Here is a 19260-nt window from a genome sequence, read left to right on the forward strand (position 1 = left end):
CAGGATCGATGACGACGTTCGGTAGTCGATTGCAGCACGCCATGCGCGAATTCGGCCCGGTGTGTGTCGGCATCGATCCCCATCCTGCGCTCTTACGGGCGTGGGGCCTGACCGAAGACGTCGACGGGCTCGAGGCCTTCGCCGAGATCTGCGTCGAAGCCTTCGACGGTCGCGTCGCGTTGGTGAAGCCGCAGGTCGCGTTTTTCGAGACCTACGGGTCGGGCGGCATCGCGGTGCTCGAACGCACCATCTCGGTGCTGCGGGCCTCGGGCACTTTGGTGCTGGCCGATGCCAAGCGTGGCGACATCGGCTCCACCATGGATGCCTACGCCCACGCCTGGCTCGGCGACGGACCCCTGGGGTCGGACGCTGTGACGGTCTCGCCGTACCTCGGTTTCGGATCCCTCGATCCGGCGCTGAATCTGGCGAAGGACAATCACCGTGGCGTTTTCGTTCTCGCGGCGACCTCGAATCCCGAAGGGGCGCAACTGCAACGGATCGCCGCCCCGGACGGGCGCACGATCGCCCAGACGATGGTCGACGAAGCCGCCGCCCGCAACGCCGGACCCGGTTTCGGCTCAGTCGGCGTGGTCGTCGGTGCGACACTCACCGAGGCACCTGATCTGTCGGCCCTCAACGGCCCGATCCTGATGCCGGGCGTGGGCGCTCAGGGCGGGGGAGCGGACTCCATCCGCGCCCTGGTCCCCGAGGCGAACCTGTCAGGGGTCGTGCCCGCCGTGTCCCGCGAGATCCTCAACGCGGGTCCGTCGGTGACGGCGCTGTGCGGCAAAACAGCTGAGCTGCAGGAAGCATTCGCTTTCCTCCAGGCCTGAAACCTGGTGTGACGGAGCCGGAGTGGACTACCACTCCGGCTCCGTCGCTGTTCAGTCCTTGCGCCACACATAGGCGGCCGAGATCGGGTGATGGCGGAAGCGCTCCCACTTCGGTTTCAGCGCAACCCATTCGTCGTCGATGACGCGCTCGTGCAACTCGGCCAATTGCCAGCCGGTGTTCACCGCCGCCGTGACGTGGTCGCTGATGAGATGGACATTGGTCGTGATGGCCACCGATTCGCCGGAGACGGCGGTGTAGTGCGTCGGCATGCCCGAAGCCATGATGAAATGCGGGTGGAAGGTGACCAGGGCAAAGGTCGCCTTCGGGGTCGCCAGCCGCCATGCCTCCCGGTACAGCGGTCGCAGATCGTCGAGATGCTCGTCGACCAGCGACGAAATGACGAGGTCGTAGGTCGAATCGTCGAGACCGGTGGCTGCGATATCGGCCTCGATGAGGCGGTCGTGCGCGCCACGGCGCTGCGCTACGGCCAGCATCTCCGGCGTCAGATCGACCCCGTCGATGGAACCGACTCCCTTGTCCCGCAGCCACAGTCCGGTTCGGCCGGTACCGCAGCCGAGGTCGACGGCCCTGGTCACGGCAGCCCACGACGGCTCCTGGAGTCTGTCCAGCAGTGCGATATCCATCGCGTCCTCGACGGTCCGCTCGTAATGGGCGACCCACTCGCCGTATCCGGTGCGCACATCCACGGTGCGATATCCGCGTGTATCGAACTCGCTGAAATCCATCGCGCCGATTATTCCGACGGCCCGCACGATGCGAAACAGGTTTTCGCCGAGCGCGGGTGACGGTTCAGGCGAGGCAGTACGTCGCTGTGACCGTGGCGAACATCGAGAGCGCGTCCGAGGACGCTGCCGAGCCGACGACCATCGTCATCGACCGGCCGCCCGTCGACCGGAACGCGTAGGTGACGTAGCCGAGCAGTTCACCACCGTGTCCCCACAGATCGTCCCCGCACGGCGGCCCGAAACGTTGCAGACCGAGGCCGTAATGGAATCCCATGCCCATCGGAACGGTCTCGCGCATCCGGTCCAGTGCGGCCGGGCTCATCAGGCGCCCGTCCAGCAGGGCCGCGAAGAACGCGTCGAGATCGGCTGTCGTGGAGAGCATTTCGCCTGCCGCCCAGTCCAGTGACGGGTTCATTTCGGTGACATCCACTCGGCCAACGCCCTCGATGTCGCGATGTGCGGTGAGGGCGGGCTCGGGGATGCCGGGGTCGTTGCCGGGGACGCTGGTGGCGGTCAGTCGGAGCGGGGCGAGGATGCGGTCGCGGATCTCGTCGCCGTAGCGGTGGCCGGTCACGTGCTCGATCAGCAGGCCGAGGGCGATGTAGTTGGTGTTCGAGTAGCGGAAACGGGCACCCGGGGCGAAATAGGGGTCGTGGCGGACCGTGGTGGCGAGCAGGTCCCGGGGTGTGTGGCTGCGGAACCGGTCGTCGCCGCGCCACCGGTTCGTCGACATGCCGGGTTCCTTCATGTAGTCGTAGAGCCCGCTGGTGTGATTCATCAACTGCCGCACCGTGATCCGCTCCCCGCCGGGAATCGGATCGGGCAGCTGCGCGGCGATCGAACCGTCCAGGTCGACCTTGCCCTCATCGACGAGTTGCAGCACCACGGTGGCGACGAAGGTCTTGGTGATGCTGCCGATCCGGAACCTGCTGTGCGGCCCGGGCCTGGTCGCCTGTCCGTCCGCGCTGCCTACGTGATGCCATTCGCGTTGCTGTTCGCCGTCGGAGACTCGCAGCACCACGTCGGTGTCGTGCCAGCGGGCCGCCGCCTCCACCGTGTCCCCGACGACCTGCCATCGCGCCGTCACGAGGACCAGGGCGGCCACCAGCGTGGTCGTCAGCGCGGTGCCGAGAATGACCACTGCGGCCCGAAACAGTCTCTGTCGCATACCTTTCGACGCTAGGGACCTGTTCTTCCCGTAGCGAGGGTGTACGCCCCGCAACAGGGGTGCGGAAAACCCCACCCCGCGCCTGTGGTCGTACCGCACCGACCGGGTGGCTGACGCTACTGATCGCGAGCCGCCTGATTCCTAGCGTCGAAACCATGGATACGACAGGCACTTCGACCGAACTCACCGGCATCGCAGGCTGGGCGGTCGACCTCATGGAACAACTCGGTGGCCTCGGCGCGGGCATCGCGATCGCACTGGAAAACCTCTTCCCGCCGCTCCCCAGCGAGGTGATCCTGCCCCTGGCGGGTTTCACCGCCAGCCGCGGCCGATTCAGCCTGGCTGAGGTCCTGCTCTGGACAACACTCGGCTCGGTTGTCGGAGCCCTCGCCCTCTACGGACTCGGCGCTGCCCTCGGCCGTGACCGCCTGCGCCGCATCGTCGACCGCCTACCCCTGGTCCGCCTGTCCGACCTGGACCGCACCGAGGACTGGTTCGCCCGCCATGGCGACAAGGCCGTCTTCTTCGGCCGCATGATCCCGATCTTCCGCAGCTTGATCTCCATCCCGGCCGGCGTCGAACGCATGCCACTGACCCGCTTCACCCTCCTGACAACCGCAGGCAGCCTGCTGTGGAATGCGATTTTCGTGTTCGCGGGCTACTTTCTCGGCGAGAACTGGCACCTCGTCGAGAGCTACGCGGGGATTCTGCAGAAAGCCGTGATCGCCGCTGTTCTCGTAGCCGTGACCGTGTTCATCGTCCGGCGCGTGCGACAGACACAGGCGCACGCGAGAATTGGGCGATGAGTACCTCCCCGGCGCGGTCATCTCGCGTAGCCACCGCGGTTGTGGGATATCTGCTCGGGGTGCTCACCGTGCCGCTCGACCTGTTCGGTGTGTTCGCCACGCCGATCGCCCCGGGCATCACCGATCGGATCGCGGAGGGAGAGCGCACGCGCCTCACCCGATTGCTCGGTGTGCGGTCGAACAGTGCGCCCAGTGGCGCGCGGGCCGCAGGCTACTTGGCGGCCCGGGCGCTCGTCGGTGTGCTCGGTGCGCTGGTGCTGGCACTGTCGGCGCTGGGTGTGGTCGTCGCGGTGGCCGTGGTCTACGGCGCGTCCACCGGCGCCGCGGTGCCGATCATCGACGCGACCGAACCGGGTCAGGTCACCTGGGCGACGGTCGCGGTGCTGGCGCTGCCAGGGGCGGTGCTGTGTTTCCTCGCCGTGCAGGGTTTGCTCGGCGTGGTGCGTGCCGACGCATGGTGCCTGCGGCGCAGCACTCGCCCGGGGCAGGACGAACTCGCCCAGCGGGTCGCCCAGCTCACCACCACCCGCGCCGAGGTGGTCGAGGTGATCGACGACGAACGGCGCCGGATCGAACGCGATCTGCACGACGGCGTGCAGCAGCGGGTGGTTGCCTTGTCGATCCTGCTGGGCCGGATGGACCGCGCGACAGACGAGGCGGCGCGCGGAGAACTGCAGCGCCGCGCGATCACCGAAACCGGCCACATCCTCGACGAATTGCGCGAGGTCTCCTGGCGGATCTACCCGGCCATGCTCGCCCGCGACGGCCTGCACGCCGCCCTCGAAGCCCTCGCCGACCGGACTCCGATTCCGACGCGCCTCACCGTCGACCTCGACGAACGCCCACCACGCCCCGCCGAATCCGCCTGCTATTTCACCGCCAGCGAGGCGATCACCAACGCCATCAAGCACTCCGGAGCCACCGCCATCGAGGTCGATGTCGAGCGCGACAGCCGGATCCTGCGCCTGAGAGTCCACGACAACGGACACGGCGGCGCCGACCCCGCCGGACACGGCCTGACCGGCATCGCCACCCGCGTCACCGCACTGGACGGCACCATGACAGTGGACAGCCCGCCGGGCGGTCCGACGATCATCACCGTGGAGGTTCCGTGCGGATAACCCTGGCCGAGGACTCCGCGCTGCTGCGCGAGAGCCTGGCCCAGCTGCTCACCGCCGAGGGGCACGAGATCGTCGACTCCGTCGGCACCGGAACCGAACTGCTCGCCGCCGTGCGGGTGCGCCCACCCGACCTGGTCATCGCCGACGTGCGAATGCCACCGGACCACGTCGACGAGGGCATCCGAGCGGCCCTGGAAATCCGCCGTGACCAGCCGGGGATCGCAATCCTGGTGCTGTCGCAGTACGTCGAGCGCAGGCACGCGGCGGAATTCCTCACCGGCACCGGCGGCATCGGTTACCTGCTCAAGGACCGGGTCGCCGCGATCGGCTCGTTCCTCGACGCCGTCGACCGAGTGGGCGCGGGCGGCACCGCGTTCGACCCGGAGGTGGTCCGTCAGCTCCTGCTGCACAATCGCGCGGACTCGCCACTGCACCGACTCACCGAGCGCGAACGCGAGGTCCTGGAACTCATGGCACAGGGCCTGAGCAACGCGGCGATCTGCGCCCAGCTCTACGTCACCCGCAGCGCCGTCGAAAAGCACATCAACGCGATCTTCACCAAGCTCGACCTCCCGGTCGGCGAGGCACACAACCGGCGGGTCCTCGCCATCCTGCAACACCTGCGAGCCGGTGCGACACAGGCGTAACGCACCGGGCCGGCCGCCTCGGTAGTGCGCTTTTCGGAATAGGTCCGTCCGACCTCAGGTCGCCGCGAAGCGTTTGTCGCGCGCTCGCCACCATCCGAACGCGCCGACACCGAGGGGCACCAGCACCGTCAGGAACCCCGACAGCGGCATGAACGCCAGCCCGGACACCGTGACCACACCGAGCGCGAGCAGCACCGCACCCGGCAGGTACCCGAGCGCGCGTTCCAGCGCGATCATCGCGATACCGAAACCGACCGCGAGCACCCCGAACTCGGTGAACCAGAACGTGAGTTCCACGTCGTGATCGTCGGCGGTGAACAGGGCCACACCGAGTGCGGTGTGCACAGTCCCGATGAAGATCATCAGTGCTCCGGCGAGCGGAAATCTTGTTTTTGAATCCATATTCATAAACTGTGCCACTAGGCTGAGCCGGTGGCAAGACCTCGCCTTTTCACCGACGACCAGGTGCTCGACGCGGCCCGTGACCTGCTGATCGACCCCGCCGTCACCCGACCGGCGATCACCGCGATCGGTGCCGCGGCCGGGGTGCACTCCGGGTCGCTCTATGTGCGTTTCGCCTCACGTGACGAACTCCTCGCCCGGCTGTGGTTGCGATCTATCCGCCGCTTCCACGAGGGCTTCATCGCGGCGCTGACCGGTCCCGCGCCACTGCTGGCCGCCGCCACGTTCCTGCCGCGCTACTGCCGCGCGCACCCGACCGAGGCGCGGGCGATGAAGATGTTCCATCGCGACGAACTCCTCGAGGTCGGTCCGGACGATCTGCGGGCCGAGATCGCCGGTGTCAACGACGACATGAACGCCGCCCTGTTGACCGCCGTCGTGACGGAATTCGGCGCCGCCGACGACCGCTCGCTGGCCATCGCGGGCGCCGCCGTGAAGGCGATTCCGTACGGACTCGTCCGCGATTACATCGCCCGCGCGGCCCCGATTCCGGACTGGATCGACGACGTCGTGGCGACCGCTTCGGGGGCGGTTCTCGACGAGTTTCGGGCCCGAGCGTGACGACACGCTGCGCGAAATCGGGCGACACGCGGGCTTTTTCAGGAAATCCGCTGGTCGCGCACCACCGGGTTTGCCAGGGTCGAACTCGACGCTCGCGCTACCTGGTGGCTATCATCGCCCATATCGGTATAACCGCAGGTGGGGATGCATTTTCCTGATTCGGCGGTACGATCGTGATGGCGGAATCAGCCGTCACCGCATCGAGTCCGCGCGCGCCATACGGCATCCGTAATCCTGCCCTGACCTGGGGGTCGGGTTCGCAATCGGCGCGCACCGTGGGTACGGTCGCACAGACCGTCCGGGTAACCGGCGGTAGATCTGGCAATGAACGATGAGACGGAGGAACCCGTGGCCCTTCCCCAGCTGACCGATGAGCAGCGCGCCGCTGCTCTGGAGAAGGCGGCTGCCGCTCGCCGCGCTCGGGCAGAGCTCAAGTCGCGCCTGAAGAGTGGTGGAACGAACTTGAAGCAGGTCCTCACCGACGCCGAGTCCGATGAGATTCTCGGCAAGATGAAGGTTTCTGCGCTGCTCGAGGCTCTGCCGAAGGTAGGCAAGGTCAAGGCGGCGGAGATCATGACCGAGCTGGAGATCGCGCCTACGCGTCGTCTCCGTGGTCTCGGTGCCCGGCAGCGCGCCGCGCTGCTCACCCGCTTCGACTTCGACGCCTAAAGTCTGGTGGACAAAAACACGCGGAAGGGTCGGCTGGTAGTACTGGTCGGCCCCTCGGCCGTGGGTAAATCCACGGTCGTGAAGTGCGTGCGGGAACGCCTGCCCGAGCTGGTTTTCAGTGTGTCGGCGACAACCCGGGACCCCCGTCCCGGCGAGGTCGACGGTCGCGACTACCGGTTTGTTTCCCGAGCGGAGTTCGACGCCATGATCGCGGCGGACGAACTGCTCGAATGGGCAGACATCCATGGGGGGTTGCAGCGATCGGGCACCCCCGCCGCCCCGGTGCGTCGAGCGCTGGCGAGCGGACTTTCAGTACTGATCGAAGTCGACCTGGCCGGTGCACGGTCGGTCCGGCAGGCGATGCCGGAGGCACTGCTGGTGTTTCTCGCGCCGCCGAGCTGGGAAGAACTGGTCTCGCGGTTGCGTTCGCGCGGCACCGAGACACCCGAGGTGATCGAGCGCAGGCTCCAGACCGCCCGGGTCGAATTGGCGGCCCGTGACGAGTTCGACACGGTCATCGTGAACAGCGAGGTAACCACTGCGTGTGAGCAGTTGGTATCGTTGTTCGTTAGCACAAATTCGAGTTCTTGACCCACTAACCCGCAGGAGCCACTCCTAGTGAGTACAGACATCACCGCAGTACCCGCGTACGACACCCCGATCGGCCTCACCAACCCCCCGATCGATGAGCTGCTCGAGCGCACCTCGTCCAAGTATGCCCTGGTGATCTACGCGGCCAAGCGCGCGCGTCAGATCAACGATTACTACAACCAGCTCGGTGACGGCATCCTCGAGTACGTCGGCCCCCTCGTGGAGCCGGGTCTGCAGGAGAAGCCGCTGTCGGTCGCCATGCGCGAAATCCACTCCGACCTGCTCGAACACACCGAGGGCGAGTGACAATCTCTACTCCGGAGGCGTAAGACCATGCGGATCGTCGTCGGGGTCGGCGGGGGCATCGCCGCTTATAAGGCGTGTGCCCTCGTTCGCCGTTTCACCGAGACCGGACATCAGGTGCGGGTTGTCCCCACCGAGTCCGCTCTCCAGTTCGTCGGCAAAGCGACCTTCGAGGCGCTGTCCGGGCAGCCGGTGCACACCACGGTGTTCGCCGACGTGCCCGAGGTGCCGCATGTCCGGATCGGCCAGGAGGCCGATCTCGTCGTCATCGCCCCCGCCACCGCGGATCTGATGGCGCGCGCCGCACAGGGGCGCGCCGACGATCTGCTCACCGCCACCTTGCTGACGGCCCGATGTCCGGTGCTGTTCGCGCCCGCGATGCACACCGAGATGTGGGAGCATCCGGCCACGGTGGCCAATGTCGCGACCTTGCGCGCGCACGGCGCCAACGTGATGGAACCCGCGTCGGGTCGGCTCACCGGCACCGATACGGGTCCCGGACGGCTGCCGGAGCCGGAGGAGATCTTCGGTCTGGCCTCGCTGCTGCTCGAACGTGCCGACGCGCTGCCCCGCGACCTGACCGGTCGCCGCGTGGTGATCACCGCCGGTGGCACGAGGGAACCCCTCGACCCCGTGCGCTTCCTCGGCAACCGCAGCTCCGGTAAGCAGGGCTACGCCCTGGCCAGGGTCGCCGCCCAGCGCGGTGCCCAGGTGACGCTGATCGCGGGCAACACCATCGAGCTCGCGCCGCCCGCCGCGGTCGAACTGGTCCACATCACCACCGCCGACCAGCTCAAGACCGCGGTCGACAAGCACGCGCTCGGCGCCGACGCGGTGATCATGGCGGCCGCGGTCGCCGATTTCCGTCCGACCCATGTGGCGGCAGCGAAGATCAAGAAGGGCGCTGACGAGCCCGATGTGATCCCACTGACCAAGAACGAGGACATCCTCGCCGGTCTGGTCGACGCCCGCACCGAGGGACGCCTGGCCGGTACCGCGATCGTCGGTTTCGCCGCCGAGACCGGTGACGACAACGGCGACGTGCTCACCCACGCGCGCGCCAAACTGGCGCGCAAGGGCTGCGATCTGCTCGTGGTGAACGCGGTCGGCGAGGGCAAGGCGTTCGAGGTCGACACCAACGACGGCTGGTTGCTCGGCGCCGACGGCACCGAGGCCGCGCTCGATCACGGATCGAAGGCGCTGCTGGCCAGCCGGGTGCTCGACGCGCTGGTCCCGTTGCTGCGCTGAGGTCCTGACAGCTGGGGCTGAGCGGGTGCTCCGCGTCTGTGTGGCGCGAAAACTGTTGCACGGCAACGGTGGTCGCGCAGTGTACCGCCGGTGCGGGTGTTCGCGTGGTGGCTTGGTATTTACTCGCCACCATGTCGGTGGTTTGGAATAGTCTTGATGAGAAGGGTTGCGCGGTAACACCGAGAAGTTACCGTCACAAGCCGAACGAGTAACCCGTTGAGGGAGAGGGAATAACTGTGCGTACGACAGGTAGTCGGCTATTCACCAGTGAGTCCGTGACCGAGGGGCATCCGGACAAGATCTGTGACGCGATCAGCGATTCCATCCTCGACGCACTGCTCGCGGAGGACCCGAGCAGCCGGGTCGCGGTGGAAACCATGGTCACCACCGGGCAGGTCCATGTCGCGGGCGAGGTCACCACCTCCGCCTACGCCGACATCCCGCGGATCGTGCGCGAGAAGGTCCTCGAGATCGGATACGACTCCTCCGCAAAGGGATTCGACGGCAATTCCTGCGGTGTCAATATCGCGATCGGTGCCCAGTCGCCCGATATCGCCCAGGGTGTCGACACTTCGCACGAGGCGCGCGTCGGCGGTTCCGACGATGCGATCGAGCGTCAGGGCGCCGGTGACCAGGGCCTGATGTTCGGCTACGCCTGCACCGACACGCCCGAGCTTATGCCGCTGCCGATCGCGTTGGCACATCGCCTGTCGCGCAAGCTCACCGAGGTCCGCAAGTCGGGTGTGCTGCCTTACCTGCGTCCCGACGGCAAGACCCAGGTCACCATCGAATACGACGGTGACCGTCCGGTCCGCCTCGACACGGTGGTCATCTCCACCCAGCACGCCGCCGATATCGACCTGGACAACCTCCTGGCGCCCGATATCCGCGAAAAGGTCGTCGAGGCCGTGCTCGCCGATCTGAACATGCCGAGCCTGGACACCGCCGACTTCCGGCTGCTGGTGAACCCCACCGGCAAGTTCGTGCTCGGTGGCCCGATGGGTGACGCCGGCCTGACCGGCCGCAAGATCATCGTCGACACCTACGGCGGCATGGCCCGCCACGGTGGCGGCGCGTTCTCGGGCAAGGACCCGTCGAAGGTCGACCGCTCGGCCGCCTACGCCATGCGCTGGGTCGCCAAGAACGTCGTGGCCGCCGGCCTCGCGGATCGCGTCGAGGTGCAGGTCGCGTACGCGATCGGCAAGTCGGCCCCGGTCGGCTTGTTCGTCGAGACCTTCGGCACCGAGAAGGTCGACCCGGCCCGCATCGCCACCGCCATCTCCGAGGTCTTCGACCTGCGTCCGGGCGCGATCATCCGCGATCTCGACCTGCTGCGCCCGATCTACGCGCCGACCGCGGCCTACGGTCACTTCGGCCGCACCGACGTCGACCTGCCCTGGGAGCACACGGACCGCGCCGACAAGCTGCGCGCGGCCGTCGGCCTGTAATACCCACGGACCGCGTGCCAGCGGAAGAACCATCGACAGCAGCGGGACACCCGATCGCACGGGTGCTCCCGCTGCTGTCGCCTGCGCACCTGGACCGCGATTTCGACTACCTCGTCCCCGCTGAACTGGACGAGATCGCTCAGCCGGGCGTTCGCGTGCGCGTCCGTTTCGCCGGACGGCTCGTCGACGGCTACCTCCTCGAACGTCTGCCCCGCAGCGACCACAACGGCAAGATGATGCCGCTCGAACGGGTCGTCTCACCCGAACGCGTCCTCACCCCGGACATCCTGCGTCTGGCGACTGCGGTCGCCGCCCGTTACGCGGGGACACGCGCCGATGTCCTGCGCCTCGCCATCCCGCCGCGCCACGCCCGCACCGAAACCGGCGGTGCGAAGAAAACCGATGCCGTGAAGAAGCCGGCGCGTTCGACGGCGGAAGTTGTTGATACCGCCGATTATTCCACGTCCACGTCCACGTCCACGTCCACGTCCACGTCCACGTCCACGTCCGCGTCCGCGTCCGCGTCGGCGGAGTCGGTCGCCGCCGATGAGCGGGATGCGGTCGGCCCGGCGCCGGAAGCTGTTGATGACGAGCAAGTTTCGCGCTCGGGCGGCTCCGTCGCATCCGGTTCGGGCAACGTCGGCGATTCGGCGGAGAGGTCCGGCGGGGACTCGGCGAGGGCCGCGCAAGGTTCGGGCGAAGTGGGCGATTCGGCGGAGAGGTCCGGTGGGGACTCGGTGAGGGCCGCGCAAGGCTCGAGCGACGTCGGCGATCCGGCTGAGGAGTTCGGTGCGGGTGCGGCGGAGACTGCGGTTGCGCGGGCGGGTGTCCGGGGGATGCCCGGTGTCGCAGCGGAATCGAGTGTCGAGGTCGACGCGTCGGCGTGGGGTCGGTATGCGCACGGCATGGGGTTCGTCGGGGCGCTGGCGCAGGGGAGGGGTGTGCGGGCGGCGTGGCAGGCGCTACCCGGGGAGGACTGGGCGGCGCGGCTCGCGGAGCTGGCGGCGACCGTGGTGTCCGCCGGGCGCAGTGCGGTGTTGATGGTGCCCGATCAACGTGACCTCGATCGGCTGCTCGCCGAATGTGTTGCGCTGGTGGGTGATTCGGCTGTCGGCCTGTCCGCGGGGTTGGGCCCCGCGGCGCGGTATCGGCGGTGGTTGGCGGTGTTGCGTGGGCAGGCGCGGATCGTGGTGGGGACCCGGGCGGCGGTGTTCGCGCCCGCGCGGGATCTCGGGCTGATCGCGATCTGGGACGACGGTGACGACACCTACGCCGAGCCGCGCTCGCCCTATCCGCACGCCCGTGAAGTGGCGATGTTGCGCGCCCACGAGACAGGTGCCGCGTTCGTCGCCGCCGGTTTCGCGCGGACCGCGGAGATCCAGGCGGTGGTCGAATCCGGTTGGGCACGTGATCTTCTCGCCCCCCGCGAGGTGTTGCGTGAGGTGGCGCCCCGGATCAGCGCGCCGGGCGACAGCGATTTCGCGTTGGAGCGTGATGCGCTGGCGCGGTCGGTGCGCATGCCTGGGGTGGCGTTCGCGGCCGCGCGTTCGGCGATCAAAGAAAACGTGGCGGTGCTGGTTCAGGTGCCGCGACGCGGATATGTTCCGTCGCTGGCCTGTGCGAAATGCCGCACGCCCGCACGGTGTCGGCACTGCAACGGCCCGTTGGCGTTGCCGCATTCCGCCCACGGTGCAGCGGCCAGCCCGCAGTGCAAGTGGTGTGGGATCACCGAGGCGGCGTTTCGCTGTCAAGCGTGTGGCGCCCGGGCGCTGCGGGCGACAGTGATCGGGGCGGGTCGGACCGCCGAGGAACTCGGGCGCGCGTTTTCCGGGGTTCCCATTCGCACGTCGGGGGGTGGGGACATGCTCGACACCGTCGAACCCGGCGCCCAGGTCGTCGTGGCGACGGTCGGCGCCGAACCTGTCGTCCCCGGCGGATACGGGGTGGCTCTGTTGCTCGATGGCTGGGCACTGCTCGGTCGCGCCGACCTGCGCGCGAGCGAGGACACCCTGCGTCGCTGGATGGGTGCCGCCGCCCTGGTTCGCCCGCGCGGACAGGTCATCGTGATGGCCGAGCCCTCGTTGCCCACGGTGCAGGCATTGGTTCGCTGGGATCCGGTCAACCACGCTGCCGCCGAACTCGAAGCCAGAGCCGAGGTGGGCTTTCCGCCCGCGGTTCGGTTGGCGGCGGTGGACGGGACTTCCGGTTCCATCGCCGAATTGCTCGATGCCGCAACACTTCCCGAAGGCACCGAGATCTTGGGGCCGGTGCCGTTGCCACCCACCGCCCGTAAGCCGTTCTCGGGCGGTGACGCGCCCGCCGAAGTCGAGCGGATGCTGTTGCGGGTGGGTCGGTCCGAGGGTGGTCCGCTGGCTCGTGCGCTGGCGGCGGCGCAGGCGGTGCGGAGTACGCATCGGTCGGATGCGCCGCTGCGGGTGCAGGTCGACCCGGTCGATATCGGGTGATCGGCGTGCAGCCGCCGGAGTGCGAGCGCCGACTGCCTATAGTTAGTTGCATGACTGAATCGGAGGCGCAGGTCAGCCCCAAGCTCGGGAAGCGGGAACGCCTGGTGCAGTCGGCGATGCGCGTGTTCTACCAGCAGGGGATCGAGAAGACGACGATCGCGGATATCGCACGCGAGGCCGACGTGCCGGTCGGCAACGTCTACTACTACTTCAAGACCAAGGATCAGTTCATCGCCGCGGTCCTCGAGCTCCACGCCGAAGTGCTGGCGGGTGCGGTCGCCGAGCTGGCGGAGCTGCCGGGACCGGCCGACAAATTGAAGGCGATGGTCCGCAGCTGGGTCGAACAGCGGGAGATGGCGGCCCGATTCGGCTGCCCGACCGGCTCGCTCGCGGCCGAACTCGACAAGCGCGAGGATGCCTTCGGCGGCGAGCCCGCCCGGGTGATCGGGCTGCTCGTGGAGTGGGCCCGGGAGCAGTTCGCGGAGCTGGGTCGCGACGACGCCGGCGAACTCGCGATCGCCTTCGTCGCCGCCTACCAGGGAATCTCGTTGCTCGCCAACACCTTCCGCGACCCGGAACTGATGGTCACCGAGGGTGCGCGGTTGGAGCGATGGATCGACGAGTTGGCGCAGAAGTAGAGGCAGGTCAAGGGGGTCTGCTGAGCCCGGCGCAAACCCCCGTCGGGCTCGGCTCACTCGATGGGCTGCCAGCCCGTGCACACCAGGTCGATGCTGGTGATCGTGCCGTTGTCGGTGGTCAGAAACGCACGCTGTTCGGCGAGGCGCGGGGAACCGGTGGCCGGGCGCATCCGGACCCGCCAGTGCAGCGCGAGCTTGTCGCCGACGCGGTCGCGGCCGGAATCGACGACGGTGAAGTCGTCGGGTCCGCCGAACCAGCCACGGAAGCGTTCGATAGCGGGATCGGCGCCGACCTCGGTGAACGGGCCGGGTGGGATCAGGCCGCGCAGCGTGACCTCGGGGGCCAGGTAGGACGCCATGGTGGCGAAGTCGCGCCGGATCAACGCGGCGAGAAACAGGTCGGCGACCGATGCGGTCACCTGCGGGGTGGGGGTCGAAGTAGTCATGGGAAAAGTCTGCGACCTGCGCCGACATCGAACATCGGGTGATCACCCGATCTTTGCCGCCTGATCCTCGTCGGGCAGCAGGCCGTGGCGCATCGCGAACACCGCGACCGAGCCGCGGCTGTGCACCCCGATCTTGGTGTAGATGTGCTCGACGTGACTGCCCGCTGTGCGCGGGCTGATGCCGAGGGTCTGGGCGATCTCGCGGGTCGACCGGCCGCGCACCAGCAGGGCCAGGACGTCGAGTTCGCGGGCGGTGAGGCCGGCGATCTGCGCGCGTTTGCGTGGTCGTCGACCCTGGGCCGCGGCCAGGACGGCGGCCACCGCGTCGCCGTCGAGTCGCCCCGCTGTCACTTCGGCCCGAAGCACACGCGCGCGCTCGTCGGGAACGATGGCCGGTCGGTGTGGTCGGTCCTCGCCGAGCGCGCGAAACATCTGGGCGGCGGCCAGAATTCGTGCGGCGGGCGGCAGCATCGACCCGGTGAGCCCGCGCGGATACCCGGAGCCGTCCATCCGTTCGTAGACCATCGAGGCCGGGCCCGCGAGCGCCGCCAGGTGCGGGCTGCGCGCCAGCACCCGCTCGGTCAGATACGGCACCATCCGCACTCGTTCGCGTTCGGACGCGGTCAGCGGTCCCGGTTTGTTCCAGATTCCCGTCGAGACACCGATGGTGCCCAGACGGCACACCAAGGCCGCCCGTCGCACGGTGGCTGCCTGATCTGCGGGCAGGCCGTACTCGCGGGCCGCGGCTTCGGCCAGATCGGCGACACCGCGCGAATGGCCGAGAAACCAGGTCGCTTTCGCATCCGAGTAATCCGCGAAAACGGTGAGAACATCGGTGAGTTCCGAGTCCGGGATCGGTCTGTCCAGCGCCGCGCAGCCGTCGATCACCTGCTGCCAGGCATCGACCTGGTCCAGCCCGTCGAGCAACGCCCCGCCGTCTCGCGTGCACAGTTCGACCAAGTCGGGGTCGAATTCTGTTCCGCTGCGCGACAACAACATTCGGACCGCCGCATCGATACCGCCCACGCGCGCATGGACTTCGGCGTCATCGGCGATGTGTACGACCCGCATCACCGGAGTGATCGCCTCGCCCCGCAATCCGCCGGGTACGCCGTGGCCGTCCCAGCGTTCGAAGGCTTGCGGCAGCGCCGCTTGAACGGCATCGGGCATACCGAGGCGTTCGGCGATATCGGCTGCGGTCCGGCAGTGGGTGAGAAACGAGTCCATCGTGTCGCGGACGCCGCCCGCGAGGAAACGGCCGGTCGTCGCGATCCGGCGCAGCGGGGAGGCACCTTCGGCGAGGTGTCCGAGCAGAAACCCCATCATCGGCAGCCCGGTCTTGTCGACGTCGTAGCTGTCGGCCCGGATCCGCAGGTCATCACCGAACCAGCGGGCCATCTCGGGGGAGTCGGCGACACAGCCCACCCAGGCCAGCAGTGAGACGTAGTAGGCGGCGGCACGATCGGCCTCCGACAGCCCCGCGGCCTGCGCGAGTCGCACGGCCAGAACGGTCTGGCGCAGGACGTGTTCCTGCGGCTGGCCGAGCCCGAGGTCGGTGGCCAGTGACAGCGAGGCGACCAGCTCGGCGAGCCGAAAGGGTGGGTCCGTCACGAATTCAGGTTACTCCTTGCACTCGATGCATTGCCGATATATCGTCGATAGTGTCAAGAACAACGAGAGAGCCCGAGGAGGCTGTCATGCACAACCAAGAACAACGAGAATTCGGACACTTCCGGCGCGGTCGCGGACCGGGCCCGCGGGAATTCGGTCCCGACCGTCAGCAGTTCCGCCACGGCGGACGTCACGGGCACGGCCCCGAGTTCGGACCCGGCTTCGGCCCGGGTTTCGGGCCGGGATTCGGCCCCGGCTTCGGTCGTGGACGCGGCCGTGGCGGGCGGGGCAGGCGCGGTGACGTGCGGGCCGCGGTGCTGCTGCTGCTCGTCGAACGCCCCATGCACGGCTACGAACTGATCCAGCGGATCCGCGACCGCAGCGACGATGTCTGGCGCCCCAGCCCGGGGTCGATCTACCCGGCATTGGCCCAGCTCGAGGACGAGGGTCTGGTGCTCATCGAGAAGGTGGCCGGTCGCAAAACCGCGCAGCTCACCGACGAGGGCAAGGTCTATGTCGAGACCCATCGCGAGGATCTCGGCGACCCGTGGGCCGAGGTGCGCCAGGATGTCGGCGCCCAGGCGCTCGACCTGCGCGGCCTGGTCGGACAGGTGATGGGCGCGGTCGGTCAGGTGGCCCAGGTCGGCACGCCCCAGCAGGCGGCGAAGGCGGCCGAGGTGCTCGCCGAGACCCGCCGGGCGCTGTATCGAATCCTCGCCGAGGACGATGTCAACACCGAGGGCGACGCAACCCCCGAGAAGTGAGGGCGTCGTGAACGGCCCTCCCGGCGTGCGGTTGTCGGACCCATGGAGTAATTGTTTTGGGTCATGGAACAACTGGGAACGTTGTGGGGTTGGGGAACATCACGATTGCGCACGGCGGTGTCGGTCACGACACTCGCGTGCACGGCGGTGATCGGTGTGTCCATCGCGCCGATCGCCGCCGCTGAACCCGCGGGATATCGGCCCGCTGTCGTTCCGATGAAAGTCGGTCCGGCGCAGTCCGATCATCTGGAAGCCGCTCATTACATCAACGCCCATCCGAACTCGGTTCCGGTGGGCCTCAACAACTTCGGCTGTACCCCGAGCGTCGAGCATCCGCGACCGGTCGTGCTCGTGCACGGCACCGACTCGAGCGTGTACTCCGATTGGGCTGGTATCGGACCGCAGCTGGTGTCGGCAGGCTACTGCGTTTTCGCGCTGAACTACGGCGGGGCGCCGGGTGCCGACACCTATGGCACCGAGGACATGCGGATCAGTTTCGCTCAGCTCGCCGCGTTCGTCGACGATGTGCTCGTCGCGACCAAGGCGACGAAGGTCGATCTGGTCGGCTTCTCGCAGGGCGCCAACGTCAGCCGGTTCTACGTCAACAAGCTCGGCGGCGCGCCGAAGGTCGGCACCTGGGTCGGTCTGGCCTCGCCCAGCTACGGCGGGGTCATGTACGGCCTGGTGCCGGTGGGGCAGGCCGTGCCGGGCATGATGGGCGTCTTCGCGCGCGTCACCTCAACGGCGGCGGTCCAGCAGGCGCAGGGCGAACCGCTGATGGTGGAGCTCAACGCGGGCGGCGACACCGTGCCGGGTGTCCGTTACGTCACCGTCGGCAGCCGGGTCGACGAGATGATCCAGCCGTTCTCCAACATCGCGTTACGCGGTGCGGGCGCGGAGAACATCGTGCTGCAGGACGAGTGCGCGCAGGACATGACCGGCCACTTCCACCTGGTCTACGACCCGTTCGTGCAGCAGTTGCTGCAGCGCGTCCTCGATCCCGTCCGGGCACCGGCTCCGGTCTGCAAGCCGGTTCCGCTCGGCACCGGTATTCCCGAGGTGATCATCGCGGGCAACTCATGACGGCCGGGCTGGACGGAAGCACCTGACGGGGTCTCTAGACTGGGACGACCGCAATTCGTCCTCCCCGGGAGCCGCCGTGACCATTCAGCCCGTTCGCCTGTTCGGCGACCCGATCCTGCGTTCGCGTGCCGACGCGGTCACCGAGTTCGGACCCGACCTCGCCACCTTGGTCGCCGATCTCACCGAGACCATGCACGACGACGGTGGGGTCGGGATGGCCGCACCGCAGATCGGGGTCGGGCTGCGGGTGTTCGTCTACGACACCGGCGACGCGGCGGGCCACGTGGTGAACCCGGAATGGTCGGCGATCGGCGCCGACGAACAGGTCGGTCCGGAGGGCTGCCTGTCGATTCCCGGCGTGCGCTACGACGTGCGCCGGGCCTCGCGCGTGCGGGTCACCGGGGTCGACGTCACCGGCGCACCGGTGGAATTCGAGGCCGACGGTCTCCTCGCCCGCTGCGTCCAGCACGAACACGACCACCTCGACGGCGTGCTGTTCATCAACCGCCTCGAACCGGCCGACCGCAAGGACGCGATGCGCACCATCCGCGAATCCGATTGGTTCCGCGGCGGGATCACCGTGCGCGAATCCAGCGGTGTGGGCGGTGGTCGCTGATGCGGGTAGTTTTCGCCGGCACCCCCGAACCCGCGGTGCCGTCGCTGCGCCGACTGATCGAGAGCGCGGGCCACGAGGTCGTCGCGGTGGTCACCCGACCCGACGCGGTCGCCGGCCGTGGCCGCAAGCTGCTGCGCTCGCCCGTGGGACAGCTCGCCGACGAGCACGGCATTCCGGTGCTCACGCCGCGCAAGCCGTCCGAACCCGAATTCGTCGCCGCGCTCACCGAACTCGCGCCCGACTGCTGCCCGGTCGTCGCCTACGGTGCGCTGCTGCCGCAGCAGGTCCTGGACATCCCCACGCACGGCTGGATCAATCTGCACTTCTCGCTGCTGCCCGCCTGGCGCGGGGCGGCGCCCGTGCAGGCGGCCATCGACGCGGGTGACGACATGACCGGCGCGTCGACGTTCCTGATCGAAGCGGGCCTGGACACCGGCCCGGTCTACGGGGTGATGACCGAGAAGATCGGGCTGACCGACACCGCGGGCGAACTGCTGGCCAGGCTCGCCGAAGCCGGAGCCGTGCTGCTCGAGAAGACCCTGGACGGTGTGGAAGACGGGTCGCTGCAAGCGATTCCGCAATCCCACGACGGCGTGACCTACGCACCGAAGGTGACCGTGGAGGCGGGACGGATCGGGTTCGACGAACCCGCACTCGCCATCCACCGTCACATCCGCGCCGTCACCCCGGCGCCCGGCGCGTGGACCGAGGTGAACGGGCTGCGCCTCAAACTCGGCCCGGTGGAAATGGTGGAGGAAACCTTGCCCGAACGCGAGATCGAGGTGCGCAAATCCGGCGTCTTCGTCGGAACATCGACCACAGCGGTCCGCCTGGGGCAGGTCCAACCGCCCGGCAAGAAAATGATGAACGCCCTCGACTGGGCCCGCGGCGCCCGCCTCGCCCCCGGCACGGTGATCGGATGAGCGAGCGCCCGATTGACGCAGCTGCCATGGTTTCGGAGCCCAGTGACCGAGAGGTGCAGGCATGAGTGCCTCTGACCGCCGCAGGCGTCGCGAAGCCGACGCCGCGAAGG

The 19260-nt window shown here is 68.3% G+C and carries 21 protein-coding genes; 16 read left to right on the top strand and 5 right to left on the bottom strand.

The features are described 5' to 3' along the window. Positions 1–8 precede the first annotated feature (8 nt). The gene (gene pyrF, locus ACFWUP_RS26925) at positions 9–833 is read left to right on the top strand and encodes an orotidine-5'-phosphate decarboxylase (RefSeq protein WP_379238763.1); all 825 of its coding nucleotides are present in this window, start codon (positions 9–11) and stop codon (positions 831–833) included. 51 nt (positions 834–884) lie between these two features. Here pyrF and ACFWUP_RS26930 read toward each other — a convergent pair whose 3' ends face one another. Together ACFWUP_RS26930 and ACFWUP_RS26935 are read right to left on the bottom strand one after the other, a co-directional pair. Next, positions 885–1580 carry a class I SAM-dependent DNA methyltransferase gene (locus tag ACFWUP_RS26930; protein ID WP_379238764.1) on the bottom strand — a complete coding sequence of 232 codons (696 nt, stop codon included), beginning with the start codon at positions 1578–1580 and terminating at the stop codon, positions 885–887. A gap of 64 nt (positions 1581–1644) precedes the next feature. Next, positions 1645–2748 carry a serine hydrolase domain-containing protein gene (locus tag ACFWUP_RS26935; protein ID WP_379238765.1) on the bottom strand — a complete coding sequence of 368 codons (1104 nt, stop codon included), beginning with the start codon at positions 2746–2748 and terminating at the stop codon, positions 1645–1647. A gap of 155 nt (positions 2749–2903) precedes the next feature. Here ACFWUP_RS26935 and ACFWUP_RS26940 point away from each other — a divergent pair, with 155 nt between their 5' ends. The 3 genes from ACFWUP_RS26940 to ACFWUP_RS26950 are packed head-to-tail and all read left to right on the top strand — an operon-like array spanning position 2904 to position 5322. Next, positions 2904–3554 (top strand): DedA family protein, encoded by a 651-nt coding sequence (locus ACFWUP_RS26940; protein WP_379238766.1) that lies wholly within the window; start codon positions 2904–2906, stop codon positions 3552–3554. After that, complete coding sequence (locus tag ACFWUP_RS26945) at positions 3551–4675, top strand: sensor histidine kinase (protein WP_379238767.1); 1125 nt, start codon at positions 3551–3553, stop codon at positions 4673–4675. Before ACFWUP_RS26940 ends, ACFWUP_RS26945 begins: the two co-directional genes overlap by 4 nt. Then, positions 4666–5322 carry a response regulator gene (locus tag ACFWUP_RS26950; RefSeq protein ID WP_379238768.1) on the top strand — a complete coding sequence of 219 codons (657 nt, stop codon included), beginning with the start codon at positions 4666–4668 and terminating at the stop codon, positions 5320–5322. Before ACFWUP_RS26945 ends, ACFWUP_RS26950 begins: the two co-directional genes overlap by 10 nt. 54 nt (positions 5323–5376) lie before the next feature. Here the strand turns inward: ACFWUP_RS26950 and ACFWUP_RS26955 are convergent, their stop codons facing one another. Then, positions 5377–5724, bottom strand: a complete 348-nt coding sequence (locus ACFWUP_RS26955) for a DUF6463 family protein (RefSeq protein WP_379238769.1) — start codon at positions 5722–5724, stop codon at positions 5377–5379. A gap of 30 nt (positions 5725–5754) precedes the next feature. On the opposite strand from ACFWUP_RS26955, the gene ACFWUP_RS26960 reads away from it, so the two are divergent. The 8 genes from ACFWUP_RS26960 to ACFWUP_RS26995 all read left to right on the top strand — a co-directional run bounded on the left by ACFWUP_RS26960 (position 5755) and on the right by ACFWUP_RS26995 (position 13707). Further along, the gene (locus tag ACFWUP_RS26960) at positions 5755–6345 is read left to right on the top strand and encodes a TetR family transcriptional regulator (protein WP_379238770.1); all 591 of its coding nucleotides are present in this window, start codon (positions 5755–5757) and stop codon (positions 6343–6345) included. Between the two features lie 348 nt (positions 6346–6693). Continuing rightward, a complete protein-coding gene (gene mihF / locus ACFWUP_RS26965) occupies positions 6694–7014 on the top strand; it encodes an integration host factor, actinobacterial type (protein WP_194825168.1) in 321 nt (106 codons plus the stop codon). 6 nt (positions 7015–7020) lie between these two features. Continuing rightward, on the top strand, positions 7021–7605 hold the full coding sequence (gmk, locus tag ACFWUP_RS26970) for a guanylate kinase (protein WP_379238771.1): 585 nt from the start codon (positions 7021–7023) through the stop codon (positions 7603–7605). A gap of 27 nt (positions 7606–7632) precedes the next feature. Further along, positions 7633–7911, top strand: a complete 279-nt coding sequence (rpoZ, locus tag ACFWUP_RS26975; RefSeq protein ID WP_056810542.1) for a DNA-directed RNA polymerase subunit omega — start codon at positions 7633–7635, stop codon at positions 7909–7911. 27 nt (positions 7912–7938) lie between these two features. Further along, positions 7939–9156 carry a bifunctional phosphopantothenoylcysteine decarboxylase/phosphopantothenate--cysteine ligase CoaBC gene (gene coaBC, locus ACFWUP_RS26980; RefSeq protein ID WP_379238772.1) on the top strand — a complete coding sequence of 406 codons (1218 nt, stop codon included), beginning with the start codon at positions 7939–7941 and terminating at the stop codon, positions 9154–9156. A 236-nt stretch (positions 9157–9392) separates the two neighbouring features. Then, positions 9393–10604, top strand: a complete 1212-nt coding sequence (gene metK / locus ACFWUP_RS26985) for a methionine adenosyltransferase (protein ID WP_379238773.1) — start codon at positions 9393–9395, stop codon at positions 10602–10604. Positions 10605–10618: 14 nt separating this feature from the next. Then, positions 10619–13069, top strand: a complete 2451-nt coding sequence (locus tag ACFWUP_RS26990; protein WP_379238774.1) for a primosomal protein N' — start codon at positions 10619–10621, stop codon at positions 13067–13069. 50 nt (positions 13070–13119) lie between these two features. After that, positions 13120–13707, top strand: coding sequence for a TetR/AcrR family transcriptional regulator (locus tag ACFWUP_RS26995; protein WP_379238775.1), 588 nt, complete (start codon positions 13120–13122; stop codon positions 13705–13707). Between the two features lie 53 nt (positions 13708–13760). Here ACFWUP_RS26995 and ACFWUP_RS27000 read toward each other — a convergent pair whose 3' ends face one another. Together ACFWUP_RS27000 and ACFWUP_RS27005 are read right to left on the bottom strand one after the other, a co-directional pair. Further along, on the bottom strand, positions 13761–14153 hold the full coding sequence (locus tag ACFWUP_RS27000) for a nuclear transport factor 2 family protein (RefSeq protein WP_379238776.1): 393 nt from the start codon (positions 14151–14153) through the stop codon (positions 13761–13763). Between the two features lie 42 nt (positions 14154–14195). After that, the gene (locus tag ACFWUP_RS27005) at positions 14196–15764 is read right to left on the bottom strand and encodes an HD domain-containing phosphohydrolase (RefSeq protein WP_379238777.1); all 1569 of its coding nucleotides are present in this window, start codon (positions 15762–15764) and stop codon (positions 14196–14198) included. Between the two features lie 86 nt (positions 15765–15850). On the opposite strand from ACFWUP_RS27005, the gene ACFWUP_RS27010 reads away from it, so the two are divergent. The 4 genes from ACFWUP_RS27010 (at position 15851) to fmt (ending at position 19150) form a co-directional block, all read left to right on the top strand. Further along, positions 15851–16528 carry a PadR family transcriptional regulator gene (locus ACFWUP_RS27010; protein WP_379238778.1) on the top strand — a complete coding sequence of 226 codons (678 nt, stop codon included), beginning with the start codon at positions 15851–15853 and terminating at the stop codon, positions 16526–16528. Between the two features lie 63 nt (positions 16529–16591). Further along, positions 16592–17611, top strand: coding sequence for an esterase/lipase family protein (locus ACFWUP_RS27015; RefSeq protein ID WP_379238779.1), 1020 nt, complete (start codon positions 16592–16594; stop codon positions 17609–17611). A gap of 76 nt (positions 17612–17687) precedes the next feature. Further along, a complete protein-coding gene (gene def / locus ACFWUP_RS27020) occupies positions 17688–18227 on the top strand; it encodes a peptide deformylase (RefSeq protein WP_379238780.1) in 540 nt (179 codons plus the stop codon). Next, on the top strand, positions 18227–19150 hold the full coding sequence (gene fmt, locus ACFWUP_RS27025) for a methionyl-tRNA formyltransferase (protein ID WP_379238781.1): 924 nt from the start codon (positions 18227–18229) through the stop codon (positions 19148–19150). Before def ends, fmt begins: the two co-directional genes overlap by 1 nt. Positions 19151–19260 lie beyond the last annotated feature (110 nt).

Origin of the sequence: Nocardia sp. NPDC058658 (assembly GCF_042716665.1) — a bacterium.
GTDB lineage: Bacteria > Actinomycetota > Actinomycetes > Mycobacteriales > Mycobacteriaceae > Nocardia.

Coding starts and splice junctions, on each gene's coding strand:
- ACFWUP_RS26955 (WP_379238769.1), bottom strand. CDS start 5,724: ATGGATTCAAAAACAAGATTTCCGCTCGCCGGAGCACTGATGATCTTC.
- ACFWUP_RS26935 (WP_379238765.1), bottom strand. CDS start 2,748: ATGCGACAGAGACTGTTTCGGGCCGCAGTGGTCATTCTCGGCACCGCG.
- ACFWUP_RS27000 (WP_379238776.1), bottom strand. CDS start 14,153: ATGACTACTTCGACCCCCACCCCGCAGGTGACCGCATCGGTCGCCGAC.
- ACFWUP_RS27010 (WP_379238778.1), top strand. CDS start 15,851: ATGCACAACCAAGAACAACGAGAATTCGGACACTTCCGGCGCGGTCGC.
- ACFWUP_RS27015 (WP_379238779.1), top strand. CDS start 16,592: ATGGAACAACTGGGAACGTTGTGGGGTTGGGGAACATCACGATTGCGC.
- ACFWUP_RS26945 (WP_379238767.1), top strand. CDS start 3,551: ATGAGTACCTCCCCGGCGCGGTCATCTCGCGTAGCCACCGCGGTTGTG.
- ACFWUP_RS26995 (WP_379238775.1), top strand. CDS start 13,120: ATGACTGAATCGGAGGCGCAGGTCAGCCCCAAGCTCGGGAAGCGGGAA.
- coaBC (WP_379238772.1), top strand. CDS start 7,939: ATGCGGATCGTCGTCGGGGTCGGCGGGGGCATCGCCGCTTATAAGGCG.
- fmt (WP_379238781.1), top strand. CDS start 18,227: ATGCGGGTAGTTTTCGCCGGCACCCCCGAACCCGCGGTGCCGTCGCTG.
- pyrF (WP_379238763.1), top strand. CDS start 9: ATGACGACGTTCGGTAGTCGATTGCAGCACGCCATGCGCGAATTCGGC.
- ACFWUP_RS26940 (WP_379238766.1), top strand. CDS start 2,904: ATGGATACGACAGGCACTTCGACCGAACTCACCGGCATCGCAGGCTGG.
- ACFWUP_RS26930 (WP_379238764.1), bottom strand. CDS start 1,580: ATGGATTTCAGCGAGTTCGATACACGCGGATATCGCACCGTGGATGTG.